The 19,969-nt window shown below is 70.7% G+C and carries 22 protein-coding genes and 1 pseudogene; 12 read left to right on the forward strand and 11 right to left on the reverse strand.

What is annotated here, in order from left to right; all coding sequences use genetic code 11:
* Positions 1-346, reverse strand: a pseudogene (locus tag AB0J69_RS58115) (hypothetical protein); the annotation flags it as partial.
* Positions 347-463: 117 nt separating this feature from the next.
* Here AB0J69_RS58115 and AB0J69_RS58120 point away from each other — a divergent pair.
* Entirely contained in the window at positions 464-1,024 is a 561-nt protein-coding gene (locus AB0J69_RS58120; RefSeq protein WP_364137231.1) for a cysteine hydrolase, read from the forward strand.
* Positions 1,025-1,184: 160 nt separating this feature from the next.
* Positions 1,185-1,370, forward strand: a complete 186-nt coding sequence (locus AB0J69_RS58125; RefSeq protein ID WP_364137233.1) for a hypothetical protein — start codon at positions 1,185-1,187, stop codon at positions 1,368-1,370.
* Between the two features lie 141 nt (positions 1,371-1,511).
* Here AB0J69_RS58125 and AB0J69_RS58130 read toward each other — a convergent pair whose 3' ends face one another.
* Both AB0J69_RS58130 and AB0J69_RS58135 read right to left on the reverse strand, forming a co-directional pair.
* The gene (locus tag AB0J69_RS58130) at positions 1,512-4,049 is read right to left on the reverse strand and encodes a DUF6185 family protein (RefSeq protein ID WP_364137235.1); all 2,538 of its coding nucleotides are present in this window, start codon (positions 4,047-4,049) and stop codon (positions 1,512-1,514) included.
* A gap of 69 nt (positions 4,050-4,118) precedes the next feature.
* The gene (locus AB0J69_RS58135; protein ID WP_364137237.1) at positions 4,119-4,394 is read right to left on the reverse strand and encodes a cytochrome P450; all 276 of its coding nucleotides are present in this window, start codon (positions 4,392-4,394) and stop codon (positions 4,119-4,121) included.
* Between the two features lie 496 nt (positions 4,395-4,890).
* Between AB0J69_RS58135 and AB0J69_RS58140 the strand changes: the two genes are divergently transcribed.
* Both AB0J69_RS58140 and AB0J69_RS58145 read left to right on the forward strand, forming a co-directional pair.
* A complete protein-coding gene (locus AB0J69_RS58140; RefSeq protein ID WP_364137239.1) occupies positions 4,891-5,442 on the forward strand; it encodes a hypothetical protein in 552 nt (183 codons plus the stop codon).
* A 373-nt stretch (positions 5,443-5,815) separates the two neighbouring features.
* On the forward strand, positions 5,816-6,106 hold the full coding sequence (locus tag AB0J69_RS58145; RefSeq protein WP_364137241.1) for an STAS domain-containing protein: 291 nt from the start codon (positions 5,816-5,818) through the stop codon (positions 6,104-6,106).
* Between the two features lie 51 nt (positions 6,107-6,157).
* Here the strand turns inward: AB0J69_RS58145 and AB0J69_RS58150 are convergent, their stop codons facing one another.
* Both AB0J69_RS58150 and AB0J69_RS58155 read right to left on the reverse strand, forming a co-directional pair.
* Positions 6,158-6,691: a hypothetical protein gene (locus tag AB0J69_RS58150; protein WP_364137243.1), complete on the reverse strand. Its 534-nt coding sequence runs from the start codon at positions 6,689-6,691 to the stop codon at positions 6,158-6,160.
* A 113-nt stretch (positions 6,692-6,804) separates the two neighbouring features.
* Positions 6,805-7,647, reverse strand: coding sequence for an alpha/beta hydrolase (locus AB0J69_RS58155; RefSeq protein ID WP_364137245.1), 843 nt, complete (start codon positions 7,645-7,647; stop codon positions 6,805-6,807).
* Positions 7,648-8,006: 359 nt separating this feature from the next.
* Between AB0J69_RS58155 and AB0J69_RS58160 the strand changes: the two genes are divergently transcribed.
* A complete protein-coding gene (locus tag AB0J69_RS58160) occupies positions 8,007-8,522 on the forward strand; it encodes a DUF5994 family protein (protein ID WP_364137247.1) in 516 nt (171 codons plus the stop codon).
* 299 nt (positions 8,523-8,821) lie between these two features.
* Positions 8,822-9,727: a YihY/virulence factor BrkB family protein gene (locus AB0J69_RS58165; RefSeq protein WP_364137249.1), complete on the forward strand. Its 906-nt coding sequence runs from the start codon at positions 8,822-8,824 to the stop codon at positions 9,725-9,727.
* Between the two features lie 25 nt (positions 9,728-9,752).
* On the opposite strand, the gene AB0J69_RS58170 is transcribed toward AB0J69_RS58165, so the two are convergent.
* From AB0J69_RS58170 to AB0J69_RS58190, 5 genes are all read right to left on the reverse strand, one after another.
* On the reverse strand, positions 9,753-10,022 hold the full coding sequence (locus AB0J69_RS58170) for a hypothetical protein (RefSeq protein ID WP_364137251.1): 270 nt from the start codon (positions 10,020-10,022) through the stop codon (positions 9,753-9,755).
* A gap of 94 nt (positions 10,023-10,116) precedes the next feature.
* The gene (locus AB0J69_RS58175; RefSeq protein ID WP_364137253.1) at positions 10,117-10,317 is read right to left on the reverse strand and encodes a hypothetical protein; all 201 of its coding nucleotides are present in this window, start codon (positions 10,315-10,317) and stop codon (positions 10,117-10,119) included.
* Positions 10,314-10,934 carry a hypothetical protein gene (locus AB0J69_RS58180; protein WP_364137255.1) on the reverse strand — a complete coding sequence of 207 codons (621 nt, stop codon included), beginning with the start codon at positions 10,932-10,934 and terminating at the stop codon, positions 10,314-10,316. The genes AB0J69_RS58175 and AB0J69_RS58180 overlap by 4 nt, the downstream gene beginning before the upstream one ends.
* A 61-nt stretch (positions 10,935-10,995) precedes the next feature.
* The gene (locus tag AB0J69_RS58185) at positions 10,996-11,412 is read right to left on the reverse strand and encodes a hypothetical protein (RefSeq protein WP_364137257.1); all 417 of its coding nucleotides are present in this window, start codon (positions 11,410-11,412) and stop codon (positions 10,996-10,998) included.
* A 71-nt stretch (positions 11,413-11,483) separates the two neighbouring features.
* On the reverse strand, positions 11,484-11,717 hold the full coding sequence (locus AB0J69_RS58190; protein WP_364137259.1) for a hypothetical protein: 234 nt from the start codon (positions 11,715-11,717) through the stop codon (positions 11,484-11,486).
* Positions 11,718-11,978: 261 nt separating this feature from the next.
* Between AB0J69_RS58190 and AB0J69_RS58195 the strand changes: the two genes are divergently transcribed.
* Entirely contained in the window at positions 11,979-12,860 is an 882-nt protein-coding gene (locus tag AB0J69_RS58195) for a universal stress protein (protein WP_364137261.1), read from the forward strand.
* A gap of 57 nt (positions 12,861-12,917) precedes the next feature.
* Here the strand turns inward: AB0J69_RS58195 and AB0J69_RS58200 are convergent, their stop codons facing one another.
* A complete protein-coding gene (locus tag AB0J69_RS58200) occupies positions 12,918-13,124 on the reverse strand; it encodes a hypothetical protein (protein WP_364137263.1) in 207 nt (68 codons plus the stop codon).
* 268 nt (positions 13,125-13,392) lie between these two features.
* Between AB0J69_RS58200 and AB0J69_RS58205 the strand changes: the two genes are divergently transcribed.
* The 5 genes from AB0J69_RS58205 to AB0J69_RS58225 form a co-directional block, all read left to right on the forward strand.
* A complete protein-coding gene (locus tag AB0J69_RS58205; RefSeq protein ID WP_364137265.1) occupies positions 13,393-14,412 on the forward strand; it encodes a glycosyltransferase family 4 protein in 1,020 nt (339 codons plus the stop codon).
* A 188-nt stretch (positions 14,413-14,600) separates the two neighbouring features.
* Entirely contained in the window at positions 14,601-15,740 is a 1,140-nt protein-coding gene (locus AB0J69_RS58210; RefSeq protein ID WP_364137267.1) for a glycosyltransferase, read from the forward strand.
* Complete coding sequence (locus tag AB0J69_RS58215; RefSeq protein WP_364137269.1) at positions 15,737-16,741, forward strand: glycosyltransferase; 1,005 nt, start codon at positions 15,737-15,739, stop codon at positions 16,739-16,741. Before AB0J69_RS58210 ends, AB0J69_RS58215 begins: the two co-directional genes overlap by 4 nt.
* Positions 16,738-18,213: a glycoside hydrolase family 130 protein gene (locus tag AB0J69_RS58220; protein WP_364137271.1), complete on the forward strand. Its 1,476-nt coding sequence runs from the start codon at positions 16,738-16,740 to the stop codon at positions 18,211-18,213. The genes AB0J69_RS58215 and AB0J69_RS58220 overlap by 4 nt, the downstream gene beginning before the upstream one ends.
* 368 nt (positions 18,214-18,581) lie before the next feature.
* On the forward strand, positions 18,582-19,969 hold a 1,388-nt coding region (locus AB0J69_RS58225; protein WP_364137273.1), incomplete at its 3' end, for a Clp protease N-terminal domain-containing protein.

Here is a 19,969-nt window from a genome sequence, read left to right on the forward strand (position 1 = left end):
CCACCCGCGTGACCGTTCTCTTCGCGGTCTCGTAGCTGTCGAGAGCCTGGATCATGTCCGCTCTCATGTCCTCGTCGGCTTCGGGTTCCCCGGGCGGGAAGTCCAGCTGATCGAGCTCCTCGCCGAAGCTGGTGATGTCCTCCTCCACGGCGGCGAGTACACGCTTCAGCTCTGCCCGGCGGGAGAGAATGCGGGACTTTCTTCGCAGGAATCCGGTGGCCGGCAAGGCAAGCACAACCAGGGCGAGCGCGACGGCAATTACTGCTACGGGATTCATCCGGCCTCCCAGCATCGTTGCTGATGCCGACCAGGCTTCCCGGCTCACCCGCTGTCCACGGTAGTTCATGAGCACCGGTGTGTCCCACTATCGTCGTACTGGATCCGTACCAGATCGACGACAACAGCGCCGGGGGTACGACCGCGAGGATGGCCGACGGCGCGCCCGTACAGACAAGGAAACCGCATGACCACCACCGCGCTCATCGTCGGAGACCTGCAGGCGGGCATCGTGGACAACTACCCCTTCGCTGCCGGCGTGCTCCCCGTCGTGGAAAAGGTTCTCCCCGCGGCCCGGGCCTCCGGAATCCCGGTGATCTTCATCCGTTTCGGGCTCCGGGCCTCAGGCCTCGATGTGGCAGCGGGAAACCAGTTGATCAGCGGCCTGCACGGGGCGGGGACGCTGTTTCACGAAGAATCCCCCGAGACGCTCGTGCACCCGCGCATCGCGCCGTTGCCGGGCGAGGCCGTCGTCCTCAAGCGCCGCGCCAGCGCCTTCGCGGCGACCGACCTCGATCGGCTCCTGCCCGCGCAGCACATCGACTCGATCGTGCTGACCGGTGTCGCGACCGGCGCGATGATCGCCGCCACCCTCTACGACGCCTCCGACCGCGACTACCACGTGACCGTGCTCAGCGACGCCTGCGCCGACGGGGAACCGGACGTGCACGACTTCCTGATCAACCGCGTCTTCCCGGCCAGGGGTGCTGACGTCCTCACCGGCCACGAGTGGACCGCCCGCCTGTGAGCGGCCGTCGTCGGCGAGAACGCCCGAGGCCGTGGTCGTGGCCGGGCCCGAGCACCGGTGCGTAGTGGTATCGGCGGCGGGAGTGGGAAGCCAGGCGGTGATGAGGCCTGCCGCTCCATCCGCGCCGGTTCACCGCATCTGGTCCCACGGGATGGCCTCGATGCGCTCGACGTTCTTCCTCGCGGGAGCAGCCCACGACGAGGACCTGGCCAAGGAGACGAACGTCGACACGGTCTGGCTCGCCCCGCTCCACGGCCTGGTGAGGCGGGCGGCGGAGGCAGGCCACGGCGATCACAGTGTCGCGGCCCTCACCGAGGTGCTCAGGAAGCCAGCGCCGCGGTGGTGACGGGACCGACCGTCCAGCCGGCCGGACTCCCGCAGCCCCCTGACCAGGTCGCGGGTGCGGGCGACGATCGCCGTGGCCGGATCGTCTTCCGTGCCGAACGCCTGCCCGCCCGTCGGACGGGGCCGTCGGCCTGATCCCGCCTCAGCGTTTGAGTACCTGGAGAGGATCGCTCTGCACCAGGCCGGCGTCCGGCTGAAGGACGACGTAGACCATCAGCGCGACCGCGACCACCTGCGGCAGCACCCCGCTCAGGCGCGCCGGCCAGCCGACGAACCCGTAGAGGGCGGCGAGATCGTTCCTGGTGGTCGTGGGCCGGCGTTCGAGCCGGCGCACGGTCTTGACGTCGATCGCGATGGCGGCCATGGACAGCACACCCCAGACGAGCAGCGAGCGTTGCACCGTCCAGACGGCGGGGTCCTGGCCGATCAGCCGCGACACCACCTGGTGCCCGAGCGCGGCGACGACGTAGCTCACGGCGATCGGCAGGACCTTGATCGCGCCGGCCCGTCCGGGCAGATGCCGCCACAGCAGGCCGAGCAGCAGGCCGGGAACGGACCAGAAGAGAATCTCGTGGAGGATCAGCGCGGGCACGCGCAGCCCGCCGAGGGGCTGCCCGCCGGCGACGCTCCAGTACGGGGTGCTGAGCTCGGCGTACAGGAACCAGACCGCGGGAACGCAGCCCAGCGCGCCCGTGATGGCGGCGGCGAAACGGGCCGTCCGCCAGGGGTCCTGGTGGGGCCCGTACGCGAAGGCCAGGCGTACGTAGTCGACGTCGTCCGTCGCGGGCTCGTCCCGCTCATCCTGCTCCGCGCGGGAGGAACGGTAACGCCTGCGGGCCTCGTCGAGCAGCGCGGCGTGCTTCTGTACCGCCGAGCCGGGCAGCCGTTCCACGGCGGCGCGGACCGCCGGCCTGTTCAGCGGCGCCCACGACCGGCTGCAGGCCAGCGCGAGCCACAGGACGAGCCCGGCCACGACCACGGACAGGGGCAACGAGGTACCCAGCAGGCTGTCGGTCCAGTCGAACGTGGCCGCCGCGAAGACCCAGATGACCAGCGCGAGGTCGCGCCCGGTCGCGAGTGGGCCGTGCACCGCGGTTCTGGCGTGCAGCTGCGCGATCACGGCGAGGATGGTGACAGCGGCGAGCAGGTCGGCGAGTATCAGCGCCAGGTCCCAGCTGTACCAGGTGACGCCGGTCATGAGCTCATCGAAGGCCAGCACCTCTTCGTCGAGCCAGTTCGAGTACGGAACACGCTGTGCGTGATGGTTGACGAAGACCGCGATCGCCGCGGTCGCGATCGCGAGCCCACCGAGTACCACCCAGCGGCGGACCCGCCCCACCTGTTCGTCCAGGGGACGATCGCGCATCACGTGGAGGAGCTGGAGTACGGTCATGACGACGGTCAGGGTGACGATGTAGGCGTTCAGCAGGATTCCGGGCTCGTCGGCGACAAAGGGGCCGAGGACCATCAGCACGACTCCCCACAGGGGGATGCGGAACGCGCCGAGCCTGGCCACCACAACGATCATGGACGTCCAGAAGAGCACGTCGAGCAGGACGTACAGCTGCCTCCAAGGCTCCGTGTCGAGGATCCCCCCGGTGTCCAGCACGTCGTAGAGGACCATGTCGGCGACGACGGTGAGCGACACCACGACCTGCAGCAGGAGGATGCGGTACGCCCGGCGGGAGGTGGCCGCCAGGTACCGCCGGCTGTCGGATCTGGCCGACCGCCGCGGGTGCTCCGCCCGCCACGGCCCCTCCGCGCGCGCCCGCCGGACCGCCACCAGCGCCCAGGCCAGCACGGCGGCATAGGACAGGTGTTCCATGGCGAAGGCCCACGTGCTGCCCGGGACCTCCGCCATGGCCACCACCGCGCGGGCCTGGAGGTCAGGCGTCAGGGTGAGGACCGGCTGCTCTCGTAACGCCGTCTTGTCCGTCCAGGTCAGGACGCCGGCCCGGGCCGTGTCCGGGGTGAGTCCCGGATCGGAGGTCCAACCGGCAGGCAGATGGACGTCGATCCGCTCCCAGGTCGCCCGGTCCAACGCCATTGGGGCGGCGAGAGTGAGGCTCCACACCGCGGGTGTGAGGTCCGTACGCCAGGGGCCGACCGCGGTGGCCGTGCCGGCGTTGTTGGCGGAGGTCTCCACCTCGTCCGCGACCGTCACGGTCGAGTCGCCGATCTCCACCGTGGGAAGGTGCCGCCGCTCCTCCCACTGGCTGGCGGACTCGTCGGCGGGGCCGAACAGGCAGCGCATGGCGTGCCGGTATCCGGCCGATTCGGGATGGGCGAGCAGGTCGCCGGTCCACGGCCAGCTCACCGGTATCGAGACGGTGAACCGGCTGCGGATCGACGGGGTGTCCACGTGGTCGGCCACGACCGTCAGCCTGGCCGTCATTCTCGCGTCCGCCAGGACGTCCGGGCGGCAGCCGGCGGCCGTGGCCGGGTGGGGCACCCTGGTGTCGATGAGCGCCATCACCGCCCCGGTCAGGGCGAGCACGGAGAGCAGGAGGGACGCCAGAAGGGCCTTCTCCCCCGGTTTCCACGGACGCCGGTCCGATCTCCTGATGCGGGTCGGACGGGCGGCGAGGCGGGTCCGTAACGGGAACGGACCCGTACGCAGGCGGCGCAGCATGAGGCACATGCTGGCGGCGGAGAAGTGCGGTGCGGACCCGTCGATCACGAATGATTCAGAATCGTATCCCGGCGGTCACCACGACCCCCGCCTGCACCGCGAAGAGCCCCGGGACGATCACCGCGCGCACCTGCTGCTCTCCTCCTGGTGAACGCGGACGGGGAGCGATTCCCACGCGCGCAGGGTGTTGTTGTGGTGCCGCCGGGGCGTCCCGGCGAGGTCGATGCGCTCGACGCGGCGGGCGAGCGCGCCCAGCAGGGCCTCGGCTTCCAGGCGGGCGACGTGCCGGCCGACGCACTGGTGCAGGCCCATGCTGAAGCCGACGTGGCCGGAGGGGTCGCGGGACAGCTCGAAGAGGCCGGGGACGCCGTTGCCGGCGTACACGGCGGACACGATCACCGACGAGAAGTCGCTGCGCCGCCCTCGCCGTGCGCCGCAACGGCTTCGCCTTCTGCCCCGGGCACATCCTCAATGGGCAGCCGCAACCGGCGAGCAGCACGGCGCCCACCGCGGTCATCGTGAGCAGCGACGAAGCGGTACGGGGCGGCGCGGCGACCGCGGTCTCCTCCTTGCGGCGAACGAAGCTCACAGGCGGGCAACTCCCCGGAATCCTCCCTCTTGGCGTCAAAGCACATCACATCCGGAGCCGCCGCGCTGTGCGCAGGAGCACCAGGCCGGCGGGTAGATGTGCGCAGAACGATCGAAGGCCAGGGGCGATGGTGGGGGAGGCCGGATTCCGTGCTCGCCGAAGGCCGGGGAGCACCCGCGATCCCGCAGCAGCCAGACGCAGCTGGGCGGCCGTACTCCTCCTCCTCACGCTGATCGCCCCCGTCATGGCGGCCCCGGCCGGCGCGGCACCCTCACATCCCCCAGCCCGAAGGACGAACACATGATGTACCGGCTTCGCGCCGACGCGCCGCCGCGGCATCCAGCCGCCGTGGCGCAGCCGCGCACGCTGGTGACGGACCCGGCAGGCCTCTTCACCGAACTCGCTCGGCTGAACCTCCCGTACGGCGACTACGTGGTGTGCGGTTCCGCCGTCCTGTACGTACGCAATCTGCGGACCTGCATGGGCGACCTGGACGTGTTGGCCCGCGGCGCAGCGTGGGGCATCGCGCTCGCCCTCGGGGTCACGCCCAGGGCGGCCCCGTCCGGCCACGGACAGGTGATCAACCACCCGGCGTTCGCCATCGAGTTCGTCGACCGCTGGACGCCCGGATGGTCGACGCACCGCCTCATCGAGACCGCCGATCTGATCGACGGGATCCCGTTCATGCGCCTGGGCGACGTGCTCGCGTGGAAGGCGTCCGCTCGCCGGCCCAAGGACCTGCCGGACATCTCCGCCATCGACAACCTGCGGCGCCTGTGGAGCGAACCTCTCACCGGGCCGGTGACCGGCCGGCCGCTCCAGGGCCAGCCGAGCTTGGCGGTCCAGGCATGACGGCGAACCGTCACCGCTGACCGAACCCGGTCCCCCTCTTGATCTCACCCGGCGCGTTCGTCACCCGCCACCAGTGGTGGATTGACGGAATTGCGCCTTGCGATGGCCGCAGCGACACTACACTTCTCTTTGTATGCGATCGATAACTATGAGCAATCTTCGGTCGTGTGGCAGCGCGTGTTGCGTGCGCAGCTGCCCGTGCCGCCCAGACCTTGCGACACGCACCTCGAGCAAACAGCCGAGCCCGCTGGTGGGGAGACCAAGGGGCCGGTGACGGAGGCGGATCCGCAGGCCATCGACGCGCAGGCGGGACGCCGGAGGGGGCGTCTCGTCCGGCCCCTCACGGAGAGGGCGGAGCGGCGCGGTGGGTGGCGTGACGATTGAGGACGGCCGGCGACCGGGCACGCTGGTGGTGTCCGGGGAGCTGGACATCGTCGGCAAGCCGGCGCTGTGCACGGCGGTGCGCCGGGCGCTGCGGGAGCGGCGGGCCGATGTGGTGCTGGATGTGGCCGGGGTGTCGTTCATCGACGCGCAAGGGCTGTCGGCACTGGTGGTCAGCCGGCTCATGGCCGTACGGGCGGGAGGGCGGTTGCGGTTGGTGGCGGTCCCGGTGCTCATGGCCCGGCTGCTGCGGCTGACCGGGCTGGATCGCGTCCTGCTGTGACCTTCGCGGTTCGCCGCCGGACCGGAGCCGGTCGCCCACCTGCGAAAGTCCTCACAGTCCTGGCGCGGCGATCACGGCACTGATCGCCGCGCTCAGCAGCAAGGTCGCGCCCATGATCGGTCCGGCCGATCGGCTGGTCGGCGTGGTGGCGCCGCGCAGGCTTCGTGCCGCCACACCGAGCGCGACCAGTTGAACGAGACCGGCAACCGCCACACCGAGGTCGTTCAGCAACAGCGCCAGGGGCAGGAAATGCGCCGCCACGACCATCGCGACCCACCACGCCATCCACCGGGACGCCCCGCGCCTGGCCAGCATGAGGCACCCGGCTCCCGCGGCGACGACCTCTGCCGCGACCAGGACGCCGAACCAGGCGTACTTCCCCTCCAGCGCGCTCGGCTGGTCCCAGTTCGCGGCGGTCAGCACCCCGAAAGCCACCGCGAACCCGACGCCCAGCACCGACCCCGCGCCCAGCCAGATCCGCCAGCGCCGATCCGGGTCCTCCTGAGCCCAGCCGAACCACACGAAGGCCATCAACCCGAACCACGCCGTCGTGAAGCACTGGTCGCGTAAGAACCCTGTCAGCATCAGCACTCATTTCCCGTAGGCGAGCCGTCGGAGGGGCGGAGCGGAGCGTTCACGTCTGGCGGAACGCATGCCACACCCTAGCGATCACTCCCATGAGCGCGTGACGGCTCCGCCTATCGCGTGTCTCCGCCGCTGTTCCTGGCGGATCTCGCGATGTGCCGCTCGGCCCAGTAGACGACGTGGTCGGCCACTCGCTCCCATTGGGGAGCGCCGAGGGAGAAGTGCGGCATGCGGGCGAACTCCTGGTAGTCGGTGACCGCACGGGACTTGCGATAGCGCTGGTAGGTCTCCCGTACGAGCGTGACGGGGACGGTGTGGTCGGCGCCGCCGGCGATCAGGAGCAGCGGGGCGCGGGTGTCGTTGTGCACGTTCACCCTGGTGGCGGGGTGCCGTCGCAGGTTGGCGGTGGCGGCCTGGAACAGCGGCCGGCCGGGGGCGGGCACGTGGTAACGCTGGTAGATCGCCTCCGACTCCTGCGCGGTCAGGGTGTTGGTGAACGCGTAATGGAACCGTTTGGCGCTCAGTGCCACGGTCCTGGAGCGGTTGCCGGGGTTGGACAGGACCGGGAAGGCCGAACGCAGGCTGCTGATCGGCAGCCGCCACACGCCCTGGATCGGGGCGGGGTGAATCGCGACGCCGGCGACGCCGAGGCCACGGTCCAGCAGGATCTGCGTGATCAGGCCGCCGAAGGAGTGGCCGACGATGATGGGCGGCCGGGTCTGCTCGCGGACGATCTTCTCGTAGAAGTCGGCCACTTCGGTGACGCCCAGGCCGTTCATGACTTCCGGGTTCTTGCGCAGGGCTTCGACCTCGATCTCCATGCCCGGCCAGGCCGGGGCGGACACCTGGTGGCCGAGCCCGGTGTAGCGCTCGATCCAGTGTTCCCAGGCGCGCGGGGTCAGCCACAACCCATGGATGAGGACGATGGGGGGCTTGGTCTCTGTGTTCTCGGTCATGGGGCTCTCCTGCAAGGTCATTGGTCAGGCTGCCGGCAGCCGTGGAGGTTGCCGGGCACGCGGCGTGTCCGCCGGGTGCCGGCCACCTTCAGGGGATGGGGGTTGGCTGCCACGAGTGCCTCCGAGATCCGTGTCGTCGCCTCCAGCGCACAGCAGTACGCAGCCTGAGGAAACGGGCAATACACGCGAGGCTCATCTCCTCAGCTGATAACCGGAGCCTTCACTGCATAGACCGACATCACCCCGTCACGGGGTACGATAAGGAAACCGAGGACTCTTCGCGCGTTGGCACTCAGGTCGGCGTCGCCCGCGGCGAACCACCACCGGCCCTTCGACGGGCCCGGACAGGTCAGGCGAGCATGACGTCGACGCTTCTTCCTCAACCGGCACCGCGCGGCTCCCCTTTGCCGGCTGTCCCGCAGGTTGATTCCGCGGCCCGGCTCAGCCTCCACCCGCTGCCGAACCACCGGTCCGCGGTGGACGGGGCCTGGTGGCCCCACTCCCCCGACGCGGCGGCCGAACTGCCCGGCCTCATCGCCGCCGCCGACCGGCTGCTCGATCGGGTCACGCTCCGCATCGGCGTCCATGGGGATGTGTGGCAGAACATCCCGCCCCGCATTCCGGCCCGCGGGCGGCAGGTCCGCATCGGCTGGTTCCGCTACACCGACCCGCGCGTGATCACTCTCAGCTTCGCCTCGGGCGAGCCGGTCGTCTTGCTGATCATCCCGCCGGGCACGCCCGCCGGCGCCGCCGAGGCCACGCTCCGGCTCTCCGCCCAGGACATCGCCGGCCTGGCGCTCGACGGCATCCTCGACAGGGTGAACGAGGGCCAGGGGACGGCCACCTCGACCAGCGGACGGTCAGCACCCGTGTGACCCCACGTACCGCCTGCCGGCCGGATTGAGCGGCTCAGGGCACCGCCGGTAATGGCGGCGGGCCGATCTCCGGCCGGCAGGCTTCCCATCCGTTCCAGTTTCTCCAGCGAGGAGACGCCCATGACCGTCATCGACACCGCCTCGCTCGGTCAGGGCAGGTTGGAGAGATGAAATCCGCGCCAAGGGGTAGGGGGCATTCCCCCCTGTCAGCTCCTCACTACGGCGCGGTGAGCCATTTTCTGTGAAACGACCCCGGCGCGCGTTCACGGCCGGATCCCGCCGACGTACCGGCTCCGGCCATGAACGCCGCCCGCCGCTGGGCCGGCCGGATGGCGGCAGGCTGGAAGCGTGCGAGAAGCCGGCACGGCTGGCTGGATCACACGGTCCGCGCCCTGATCCGCTATGACAAGGCCGACGCCGGCCGACTGTCGGCCGCGCTCACCTACTACGCCTTCTTCGCCACCTTCGCCCTGGCCCTGCTGGGATTCGCCATCCTCAGCCGCATCCTGGACTATCCGCCGGCGCTGACCGAGATGCAGCGCTACCTGAGCGACACCTTCCCGCGCCTGGACGTGCAGGCGTTACGCAACGCCGGAGGCACGGCCGGGCTGGTGGCCTGCGTGGTGCTGCCGCTGACGGGCCTGTTCTGGATGGACACGCTGCGCTCGGCGACCAGGGCGATCTGGCGGCTCGAGGAGTATCCGGGCAACTTCCTCCTGCGCCAGGTCATCGACCTGGGCATCGTGGCCGGGCTCGGGGTGCTGCTCTCCCTGTCGCTCACCGTCGCCTTCGCCGCCGAGTGGGTGCTGACCTGGCTTGCCGTGAGCACCGTGGGCGTGGACGCCACCCCGGCCCGGGGAGTGCTGTCGGTGACGGCGTTCGTGCTGGGACTGGCCGTCAATACCTTGCTGGCCATGGCGCTGCTGACCGCGCCACCACGGCTGCACCTGCCGCTACGGCGGTTGATCGCGCCGGCGCTCGTCATCACGCTCGGCCTGGAGATCCTCAAGACGCTCGGCCAGGCCCTGCTCAACCTCACCGCCGCCAACCCCGCCTACCAGGTCGTCGCCGGAGCGGTGGCGATGCTGCTCTTCCTCAAGGTGCTCAACCAGCTCATCCTGTTCGCCACCGCGCTGGCGGCCACCAGCGCCACCGGGGACGTCACCGACCTGGCCACGCGGTCCGGCCGACCGGGACCCGCCTAGGCGGGCCGCGCCCTTCGTACCGAGGTCAGTCTGTGGGGCCCAGCCCGGCGATGCGCTGCTCGCGCACGTCCTGCAACGCCCGCAGGTAGCCGATCTCCAAGGCACGGCAGATCAGGTTGTTCATCTCGGCGGAGCCGTCGAGCCGCCCCCAGCTGGAGAACTCGTTGGACACCGCCTCGTCGGCCACCCGCTCGTCGCCGGCATCACCGGGACGTGGCCCGTCGTAACGGATCCGGCCGATGAACTCGCTCCATTCCTCCAGCTCGGCACGCGCGTCGTCATCATCGTTGCTCATACTGGCCATCGTGACCCATGATCACTCTCTTCGCGAACCCACCCGGCGGGGTCGGCGAGGCCGCGCCCGCCGCCCTCGGCGCCCCGCACCAGGGTCAGCCGACCGGATCGCCGTCGAGCAGCGGTTCGGGCGGCGCCGGCGATGCATCGGACCGGGCTGTCGGGCCGAAGACGAGCTTGTCAGATGGTGGCGGCAGCCTGCTCTTGCCTTCTTTGCCGTGTCTCGGCGCGCGCGCGGGCGGGAGCGGCGGCAGGTCGGCGGTTTCGTCGAGGAGTTCGTCGTCGTGCAGGTTCATGTCGTGCCACCTTTTCGCGGGCCGCTCCCGGGGGTTCCCTCGGGCGCCGGCTGGTCGTCGCTGGTGCGCTCGGCGAACTGAGGGTGGTGTTCGCCGGTGTCGTCGAGGAGGTCCTGGAACAGGACGTGGTAGTGCACCATGGCCTGTCGCAGGTCCTCGGTGGAGGCACTGCCCTGGGCGGCGCGGGCGCTGATCTCGTGGGCCTGCCGGTAGCGGTGCAGCGTCCGGCCGTACGCGACCGGCCATTCCGGTTGCCGGTGGGCGAGGTCATCGGTGGGATATCCCCGTTCGGTCATGGTGGCCGTGACGAGCCGGTCGGCCGCGCTCACCGCCCGGCCCGGCGCGAGGGCGAACTGCTTCTGGATCGTCGTCCAGCGTTCGAGGCAGGACTGCCGTGACTCGGAGGTGAGCGGTTTGATGTCGAGGGTGGCGACCCGCCCCGGCCGTGTTGCTCGTGGCGCCTGTCCGGCGCCGCTGCGGTCGTCCGCTTCGTACGGCGCGGCCTGGTTCCGGCGGGTGACGTGCCGGCGAATGCGTTCCCAGCGCTGCTGCACCATGACGAAGCCGATGGCCGCGACCAGGATCGCCACCACAGCGACCGCGACGATTGTGGTCATCGAGGGCATGTCTGTCTCCAGGAGTTGCATGAGGATCCGTGCGACCGTCCCTCCCGGCCGGTCAGGGCGGGCGATCACCGGGGGATCCGCGGCCGCGACCTCGCCTGACGTCGTGGCCGACCGGCTCTTCCGGGTTCGGGGGCGGCCGGTCGTCGATGGCGTCCTGCCGGCTGCGGGCGGTCGACTGGCTCCAGCGTGACCCGGTGCGGAGCAGGACCAGCAACAATCCGAGAGACCCGCCGAGCATCAGGACGATCCCCGCGATACGCGGTTCGAATCCGCCCATGGGCCCGCCGGCCGGCCCGAAGGTGAGGAGGGCGCCGAGGGCGATGACCGCGATGGCTCCGGCGACGACCATCACGCGGGCTTTCCGCCGCAACCGGGACGCGGGCTTCGCGGGGCACTCGGCGGGCTCATCGGCGGCCAGGCGATGATGCTGGTCCTCATCGCGTTTTCCTTTCACCGCCGGCTCGGTCATCGAGCCCGGCGTAGAGCTCCAGTGTGTCCACCGGCCTGCGATGCGGAAACGGGCAATCACCGCTGCGGTTATCACTGGAATCGATGAGCGTTCTCGTCCCTCCTGGCGAGCGCCTGCTCGGCCTCGGTGCTGAGCAGGCGGGCGGCGGCGGCCACCTCGGCGAGCTGCCCGGGTGTCATCGCATCCAGGCAGGCGGCGAGCCGCTGCCGGTCATCGCGGCACGCCATGCCCGCCGCGTGCCGGAAGGCGGTCGTGCGCGAGGCGATGCCGACCTCCTTCAGGACCTCGGCCAGCGCCTGAACCACGTCAGCGTTCGGGTCAGGCGGCCGCGGGGTGTTCGCACCTGGTGATAAGCAGGACACAGCTTGCCTCTTTCCGTCCGGTCGGCCCGGGACCTGTCCACCGCTGACGGTCTCACGCCCGAACGCCCGCGGGGCGCGTTGCGGCACCGGACCCGAAAGGCGTTTTCCCGAAAGCCCAAACTCTTGCCGGCTACGGGACTCCGGTCGGCGATGAAGGGCAGTCGTCCTCCGAAGGCAGCGGAGTCTCTCCCGTCGGGAGGCGGAGTGCTAGATCGTGATGGCGGGCGGTCCATCCTGGTGGGCTACGACGAATCATCGGGGAGCGAGCAGGCGTTGCGATGGGCGGCCGAGGAGGCGCGGCTGCGCGACTGCCCGGTACTGGTGTGCCACGCGTGGCAGTGGCCATACCCCTTGCGCCCCATCAGCGAGCAGGTGCTGGCGCAGGTCGAGGAGATCGCCACCACCGTGGTGCAGAACGGGGTCGACCACGTACGTGAATGCCAGGCCGGCATCGACGTCCGGCCGCTCCTGACCAAGGGCCCGGTCTCGGCGGTGTTGCTGGGGGCCGCGCACGAGGCCGAACTCGTGGTTCTGGGCTCCCGGGGGGTGGGCGGATTCGAGGACCTGAGGGTGGGGTCGGCGGCCGTGCAGGTGCCCGCGCACAGTGCCCGGCCGGTGGTGGTCGTACGCCCCGCGGCCGAGCCGGCGGACCACTACGGCGCCCGGATCGTCGTCGGCGTCGACGGCTCCCCCGCGAGTCAGGAGGCCTTCGGCTTCGCCCTGCGTGAGGCCACCTTGCGTGGCGGGACGGTGACGGCCATCTGCGCCTGGTGGGATCCCGGTGCCCTGCCCGGGCCCGACCGGCTCCCTTTCGTGGACGCCGCGGTGGTGCGGGCCGGAGCGGAGACCCGCTTCCAGCAGGTGGTGTCGGCGCTGACCGCTCAGTACCCGGACGTGCCGGTGACCACCGAATTCGTGGCCGAGCGGCCCCCGCGCGCGATCGTCGAGGCCGCCAAGGGCGCGACGTTGCTCGTACTGGGGCGCAGCGGGCTCGGCTCCGGAAAGCGCACCCTGCTGGGGGCCGTCACGCAGGCTGCGCTGTCCGAGGTCCACTGCCCGGTGGCCGTGACCCCGCCACCGGACTGATGACCACGGCCGGGCCGCACCACGCGGCGGACCAGGGCGCCGGCCGGCGCGATCGGGTCAGACCGGTACGTCGCCGCACACCAGCCGCGGGCCGGCGGGCGGCGGCGCGACGACCCGGATCGGCCGCATCGCCCGTGGCAGGTCCCGCCTCGCCGCAGGGGGCGGGCCGGTGGGCGGCACGCTGTCCACGGCGCCCCGGGCAGGCGGCGTGTCGAGGATGGGTGAGGGGCGGACAGTAACGACGGCCTTGCGCCTACCGTGCATCAGCAACCTTCATGCACTCCGCGCGATCGGTACGCGATCGCAGATGAAGGACCACCGGGGGACGGGGCAGCCCATTGGCCTCCGCCCCTTGCCCTCAAATTCCGCCATCATGCCAAGCCGGTTCGCCACCACCGATCTCGTACCCGGCGCGGCCGGACCCCTGGTGATCAGTTGTGGTGATGGCTTCTTGTGAAATCGGCTGTTTCCGTCCAGCCCTCCGTGGCGTTGGCTCGGGACGGACGAGCGTCAAGAAGGAGTGAGGGTGCCCATGTCGCGGCAGACGAGGGTGGCGCTGCTGGGACCGGTCGCCTGGCGGACGCCTCCGCACCACTACGGCCCGTGGGAGCAGGTCACGAGCCTGCTCGCCGAGGGGCTCACCGCCGCCGGGATCGATGTGACGCTGTTCGCCACGCTGGACTCCGTCACTTCCGCATCACTGGACGGAGTGTGCCCGCGCGGGTACGCCGACGATCCATCGCTCGACGGGCGGGTGTGGGAGGCGATGCATGTCGCGCACGCGTTGGGCCGTTCTGGCGATTTCGATCTCGTGCACAACCATCTCGACTGGCTGCCCCTGGCCTTCGCCGACCACTGCCGGGCCCCGTTGCTCACCACCGTTCACGGATTCTCCGGCATGGGAATCCTGCCGGCCTACGCCCGCGCCCGCTCCGCCTACGTGTCCATCTCGGACGCGGACCGGGCCCCGGAGCTGGAATACCTCGCCACCGTGCACCACGGCATCGATCTCGACGCGTTCCCCTTCGACCCGGTGGGCGGCCGGCGGCTGATCGCGTTCGGCCGCATCCATCCCGACAAGGGCACGCACACGGCCATCGAGATCGCCCGGCGGGCCGGTATGCCGCTGACCATCTGCGGGATCGTCCAGGACGAGCGGTACTTCGAGAAGGAGGTCGCTCCGAAGGTCGACGGAGAGCAGGTCAGGTTCCTCGGATCGGTGGGACCTGGACTGCGTGGCGAGATCCTCGGCAGCGGGGCCGCCCTGCTGCATCCCATCGCGTTCGACGAGCCCTTCGGCCTGTCGGTGGTCGAGTCGATGGCCTGCGGCACACCCGTCATCGCCTACCGGCGCGGATCCATGGCCGAAGTCGTGGACCACGGAGTGACAGGTTTCCTGGTGGACGGCCTCGACGAGGCGGTCACCGCGCTGGCGGGCATCTCGACGGTCGATCGCGCGGGCTGCCGCGCGCGCGCCGAACACAGGTTCAGTGCAGATCGGATGGTGGCGGATTACTTGCGCATCTATCGCGAAATGTTAGGACAAAGTTAGCGGCTGGTACTGTCAGGTGGACGTAGACCACGCCATCGGCCGAGGGTCGCGACAGCCGGGCCCCCGCATGAGGACGGGCCCCCGGTGAAGGCTCCGGGTTCCACCGCACATGCAGACGGGGTAGCCGTCTTCACCGAACGAGCCGCATCGGCATCCCTTCTGGTGCGGCCGACCGAAAGGCATGGCAGTTGGCCTTCACGTACGGCTTTCTCAGCACCCATCCGCCCACCCAGTGCGGTCTCGCGACCTTCAACTCCGCGCTGGCCGCCCATCTCACCGGGGGCGGCGTGTTCGGCGGCATCGTCCGTGTCACCGCGGAAGGCGACGACGAACGCCCGCAGCCCGGGGTCGTGCACACCTGGACTCCCGGCGGGCTCGGCGGCTGGAGAGCCGCGGCCACCGCTCTGGAGAGCTTCGATGTGGCCATCGTGCAGCACGAGTACGGCATCTACCCCGGTCGCGACGGCCAGGACGTCCTGCCGCTGCTTCGCTGCCTCACCGTGCCGAGCATCGTGGTGCTGCACACCGTCCTGGCCAGGCCCACTCCCCGGCAGAAGGCCCTGCTCGAGGAGATCGGCGCCGCCGCCGACGCGATCGTGACCATGACCGGCACCGCACGTGACCGGTTGACGGCCGGCTACCGGGTGGACACCGGCAAGGTGTTCGTCATTCCGCACGGGGCCGCCGACCACATGCGGGTCCCGGCCCAGCGCCGCTCCCGCCCGCACCTGCTCACCTGGGGGCTGCTCGGACCCGGCAAGGGCATCGAGTGGGCGTTGCGCGCGCTGGCGCTCCTGGGAGGCCTCGACCCGCCACCGATCTACACGATCGCCGGAAAGACCCACCCCAAGGTGCTGGAGCACCAGGGCGAGACCTATCGTGACGGGCTGTACGAGCTCGCCGCCCGGCTCGGGGTGTCCACGGCCGTCCGGCACGACCCTGTCTACCGGGATCAGGACTCGCTGAGCCGGCTGGTCCGCTCGGCGGACGTCGTCGTCCTGCCCTATGACTCCGCGGAGCAGGTCACCTCCGGCGTCCTCATCGAGGCCGTGGCCGCGGGCGTGCCGGTCGTCGCGACCTCGTTCCCGCACGCCGTGGAGCTGCTCTCCAGCGGTCCTGGACTGCTCGTTCCGCACGGGGACCCCACCGAGCTCGCCTCCGCCGTACGCCGGGTCCTCACAGAACCCGGGCTGGCCGGCAAACTCACCGGGCGGACCCGCGGCCTGATCCCGACCCTGCTGTGGCCCGCGGTCGCGGCCCGGTACGACGGCCTCGTCCGCTCGCTCGTCGCCGGGCGGCCGGCCCCGGCGGTCGCGATGCTGCCATGAGCACCCTCACCCCCGGCTTCAAGCACCTGCTCCGGCTGAGCGACGACACCGGGCTGTTCGAGCACGCCCGGGGCGCTCTCGTCCGCCGCGATCACGGTTACTGCACCGACGACGTCGCCCGCGGGCTCGTCGTCGTCAGCCGCGAGCCGAACCCCGCCCACCGGCTGACCCGGCTGGCGGAGTGCTACCTGGCCTTCCTCGCGCACGCTCAGGACCGTTCCGGCGCGTTCCGCAACCGGCTCTCCTTCGACCGGCGCTGGAGCGACCGGCCGGGCGTCGGCGACTGGTGGGGACGGGCGCTGTGGGGCTTGGGCACCGCGGCGGCCCGCAGCCCGGCTCCGTGGATCCGGGAGGAGGCGCTGCTCGCCTTCACCCGCGGCGCCGAACAGCGCTCCCCGCATCCGCGCGCCATGGTCTTCGCCGGGCTCGGCGCGGCCGAGGTCCTGCGTGCCATCCCTGACAGCACCGTGGCCGCCGGCCTGCTGACGGACGCCGCGGCGGCGATCGGCGCTCCCTCGGAGAACCCCTCCTGGCCGTGGCCGCAGCCGTACCTGACCTACGCCAACGCGGCTCTGGCCGAGGTGGCCATCGCCGCCGGAGAGCTGAGCGACGACCGGCAGCTGCTCGCCTCCGGCCTGCACATGCTCGCCTGGCTGTGCGAGATCCAGACGAGGGACGGCCGGTTCGCGGTGGTGCCCGCCACCGGCTGGCGCCTGGACGCGCCGCGATCCCGCTTCGACCAGCAGCCGATCGAGGTGGCCGCCCTCGCCGACGCCTGCGCCACCGCTGCCCGCGCGACGGGTGACCGGGCGTGGCAGGAGAAGGTACGGCAGGCGGTGGCGTGGTTCCAGGGCGCCAACGACGCCGGCGCCCTGATGTGGGACCCGGCGACCGGCGGAGGCTACGACGGCCTGACCGAGCACGGTCCGAACCTCAACCAGGGCGCGGAGTCGACCCTCGCGCTGATCTCCACCATGCAGTACGCCGAGCGGCACCCATGACCAGCGGGGATCTGGCCACACGGCTCGGCCCGACGCTCGCTCCCGACCCGCGAAGAGTGATCATCAAGCTCTTCGTGCCCGGCGAGGACGCCGCGCTCACCCGTACCCGAGCCGCTGCGCTGATCGACCGCATCATGCTCCTCGACGACGACCAGACGACCCAGATGCTCCAGGAGACCCTGCGGCGATTCGGCGGCCGGCACCACGACCTCGAAGCGATCTTCGCCCATCACCACGACCTGGTCCGCCATCGCATCCCGCGCGAGGCGGACCTGTCCCTGCCGGCCCGCCTCCTCGTGGGCGCCTACTTCAGCCACGAGTACGCCGTGGAGGCCGCGGCGGTGTGCAACCCCTCGATGGTCCCCCATCCCGACCAGTCCGGTCTGGGCCCTGGACAGCTCCGCGTGGCGATCAGCCTGCGGCAGATCGGCGAGGGACACCTGTCCTCCATCGGCTTCACCGCGGCGGTGCTCGGTCCGGGCTCCGGCCTGGCCCTCTCCGATCGCTCCGGGGTCCTGTCGGTCGGACGCCGGCACCGGACCCACCACCGGCGCGACCTGCTCGCCGCGGGGCTCTCCGACGACGCCTGGGACAACGAGGTGACGGCCACCATGCTGGAGTCCCTGCCGGAACGCTTCGACGACGACGACTTCGAGCAGGCGATCGGCCGGTTGCCCGCCGACCTGCTCACCCGCACCACCACCCAGCGAACCGTGGAGGAGATGCGCCGCGCGACGCGCTCCGACTACGGCGTGGCCTTCCCGGCCGATCTTCCCCTTCACCGGCGGGTGCTCTGGCCGGGGAGCGCGGACGAGAGCAACGGCATGGAGGACGCGCGGTTCGTACAGGTCGTGGACGAGGACGGGCGGCCGGCGTACCGCGCGACCTACACCGCGTACGACGGGCGGCACATCCGCTCCCACCTGATCGAAAGCGATGATCTCCGGCATTTCGCGGTCACCCCCATGCGCGGCCCCGCCGCCGTCAACAAGGGCATGGCGTTGTTCCCGCGACCGGTCGGGGGACGCCGCCTGGCGCTGTGCCGTTCCGACGGCGAGACCATCGGCCTGACCACCCTCGACCGGCACAACAGATGGCAACGGCCGGTCCCGCTGCACACCCCTCGCCGCGGCTGGGAACTGATCCAGGTGGGCAACTGCGGGTCCCCCATCGAGACCGGGTTCGGCTGGCTTGTCCTGATCCATGGCGTCGGCCCCATGCGCGACTACGCCATGGGCGCCCTGCTGCTCGACTCCGACGAGCCGCATCGCGTCATCGCCGAACTCCCCGGCACGCTCCTGACCGCCGGTGACACCGAACGCGAAGGTTACGTGCCCAACGTCGTCTACTCCTGCGGCGGCCTGCTGCATGACGACGCCGTGTGGCTGCCCTACGGGGCGAGCGACACTCGCATCGGATTCGCTCGCGTGCCGGTCCCCACCCTCATCGGGGCGATGCGTCCACCACACTGACCAGGCCGCCCCGCACGCGAGTGCCTCGTTCGGCCGGTGGCTTAATCAGCAGCAATCACCGGAATGGGTACTAAGCTGGCAATTGGGCGGGACACCCGCCGGAGCCCCGACGAGGTCGCCCTCGCAGACCCATGCCAAGGCCAGCAGTCGCCGACTCAGTACAGCCGGACGATGTCGCGCGGTGATCACACCGCCCGTTCCGTGGAACGCGTGGGAACCACCTGGGGGCATCATGGCCGACGGCCGGCACCGAAGACCCGCTGATCGAGCACGGCTCGAAGCCGAGGCCGTGCGCCCCGCCGAGACGGTGCCGCGCTGACAGACGGCCACGCTCATCCGGCATACCCCGTTCGGCCAGGAGGCTTGAGATGTTCGAGAAGTTCACCGACCAAGCGAGGCATGCCGTCGTCCTGGCCCAGCAGGAGGCCCGGACGCTCAACCACAATTTCATCGGCACCGAGCACATTCTTCTCGGTCTGCTCCATGAGGGTGAAGGTTTGGCCGCGAAGGCTCTGGGGAGTCTCGGCGTCAGCCTTGAGGGGGTTCGCCGGCAGGTCGAGGAGATCATCGGCCAGGGCCGGCCGGCCGAGTCGGAGCACATCCCGTTCACCCTGCGCGCCAAGAAGGTCCTCGAACTCTCGGTCCGTGAGGCTTTGCAGCTCGGTCATGACCACATCGGCACCGAGCACATCCTGCTCGGGCTCATCCGCGAAGGCGAAGGCGTGGCCACCCAGGTGCTGGTCAAGCTCGAGGCCGATCCCGGGCGGGTCCGGGACTGGATCCTCCAGTCGCTCTCCGGCGGCACGAACGAGCAGTCGGCCGCACCCATGGCCTTCCAGGAGGCGCCCCGGCCGACCTCCGCGATGCTCGACCAGTTCGGCCGCAACCTGACCCAGGCCGCCCGCGACAGCCGGCTGGATCCGGTCATCGGCCGCGAGAAGGAGATCGAGCGGCTCATGCAGGTCCTCTCCCGGAGGACCAAGAACAACCCGGTTCTCATCGGCGAGCCCGGCGTCGGCAAGACCGCCGTCGTGGAGGGCCTGTCCCAGAAGATCGTCGGCGGCGAGGTGCCCGAGACGCTGAAGGACAAGCAGCTCTACACGCTTGACCTCGGCGCCCTCATCGCCGGCTCGCGCTACCGCGGTGACTTCGAGGAGCGCCTGAAGAAGGTGCTCAAGGAGATCCGCACGCGCGGCGACATCATCCTGTTCATCGACGAGCTGCACACGCTCGTGGGTGCGGGCGCCGCCGAGGGCGCGATCGACGCCGCCAGCATCCTCAAGCCGATGCTGGCCCGCGGCGAGCTGCAGACGATCGGCGCGACCACGCTGGACGAATACCGCAAACACTTCGAGAAGGACGCCGCGCTCGCCCGCCGCTTCCAGCCGGTCCTGGTCGCCGAGCCCTCGCTCAGCCACGCGATCGAGATGCTCAAGGGCCTGCGCAAGCACTACGAGGCGCACCACGCCGTCTCGATCACCGACGACGCGCTGGTGGCCGCCGCGCAGCTGGCCGACCGCTACGTCAGCGACCGCTACCTGCCCGACAAGGCGATCGACCTGATCGACGAGGCGGGTGCGCGGCTGCGGATCCACCGGATGACCGCCTCGGACGGCGCGCGAGTCGAGGACGTCGTCACCGAGGAGCTGATCGCCGAGGTCCTGGCGACCGCCACCGGCATCCCGGTCTTCAAGCTGACCGAGGAGGAGTCGCAGCGCCTGCTCCGCATGGAGGACGAGCTGCACAAGCGGATCAT

Origin of the sequence: Nonomuraea sp. NPDC049709, from assembly GCF_040674815.1 — a bacterium.
Classification (GTDB): domain Bacteria; phylum Actinomycetota; class Actinomycetes; order Streptosporangiales; family Streptosporangiaceae; genus Nonomuraea.

What these genes read in the sequence shown, in the direction of transcription:
- AB0J69_RS58120 (WP_364137231.1), top strand. Translation starts at nt 464, where the DNA reads ATGACCACCACCGCGCTCATCGTCGGAGACCTGCAGGCGGGCATCGTG.
- AB0J69_RS58125 (WP_364137233.1), top strand. Translation starts at nt 1,185, where the DNA reads ATGCGCTCGACGTTCTTCCTCGCGGGAGCAGCCCACGACGAGGACCTG.
- AB0J69_RS58140 (WP_364137239.1), top strand. Translation starts at nt 4,891, where the DNA reads ATGATGTACCGGCTTCGCGCCGACGCGCCGCCGCGGCATCCAGCCGCC.
- AB0J69_RS58150 (WP_364137243.1), bottom strand. Translation starts at nt 6,691, where the DNA reads ATGCTGACAGGGTTCTTACGCGACCAGTGCTTCACGACGGCGTGGTTC.
- AB0J69_RS58155 (WP_364137245.1), bottom strand. Translation starts at nt 7,647, where the DNA reads ATGACCGAGAACACAGAGACCAAGCCCCCCATCGTCCTCATCCATGGG.
- AB0J69_RS58160 (WP_364137247.1), top strand. Translation starts at nt 8,007, where the DNA reads ATGACGTCGACGCTTCTTCCTCAACCGGCACCGCGCGGCTCCCCTTTG.
- AB0J69_RS58165 (WP_364137249.1), top strand. Translation starts at nt 8,822, where the DNA reads ATGAACGCCGCCCGCCGCTGGGCCGGCCGGATGGCGGCAGGCTGGAAG.
- AB0J69_RS58170 (WP_364137251.1), bottom strand. Translation starts at nt 10,022, where the DNA reads ATGAGCAACGATGATGACGACGCGCGTGCCGAGCTGGAGGAATGGAGC.
- AB0J69_RS58175 (WP_364137253.1), bottom strand. Translation starts at nt 10,317, where the DNA reads ATGAACCTGCACGACGACGAACTCCTCGACGAAACCGCCGACCTGCCG.
- AB0J69_RS58180 (WP_364137255.1), bottom strand. Translation starts at nt 10,934, where the DNA reads ATGACCACAATCGTCGCGGTCGCTGTGGTGGCGATCCTGGTCGCGGCC.
- AB0J69_RS58185 (WP_364137257.1), bottom strand. Translation starts at nt 11,412, where the DNA reads ATGACCGAGCCGGCGGTGAAAGGAAAACGCGATGAGGACCAGCATCAT.
- AB0J69_RS58200 (WP_364137263.1), bottom strand. Translation starts at nt 13,124, where the DNA reads ATGCACGGTAGGCGCAAGGCCGTCGTTACTGTCCGCCCCTCACCCATC.
- AB0J69_RS58205 (WP_364137265.1), top strand. Translation starts at nt 13,393, where the DNA reads ATGTCGCGGCAGACGAGGGTGGCGCTGCTGGGACCGGTCGCCTGGCGG.
- AB0J69_RS58215 (WP_364137269.1), top strand. Translation starts at nt 15,737, where the DNA reads ATGAGCACCCTCACCCCCGGCTTCAAGCACCTGCTCCGGCTGAGCGAC.
- AB0J69_RS58220 (WP_364137271.1), top strand. Translation starts at nt 16,738, where the DNA reads ATGACCAGCGGGGATCTGGCCACACGGCTCGGCCCGACGCTCGCTCCC.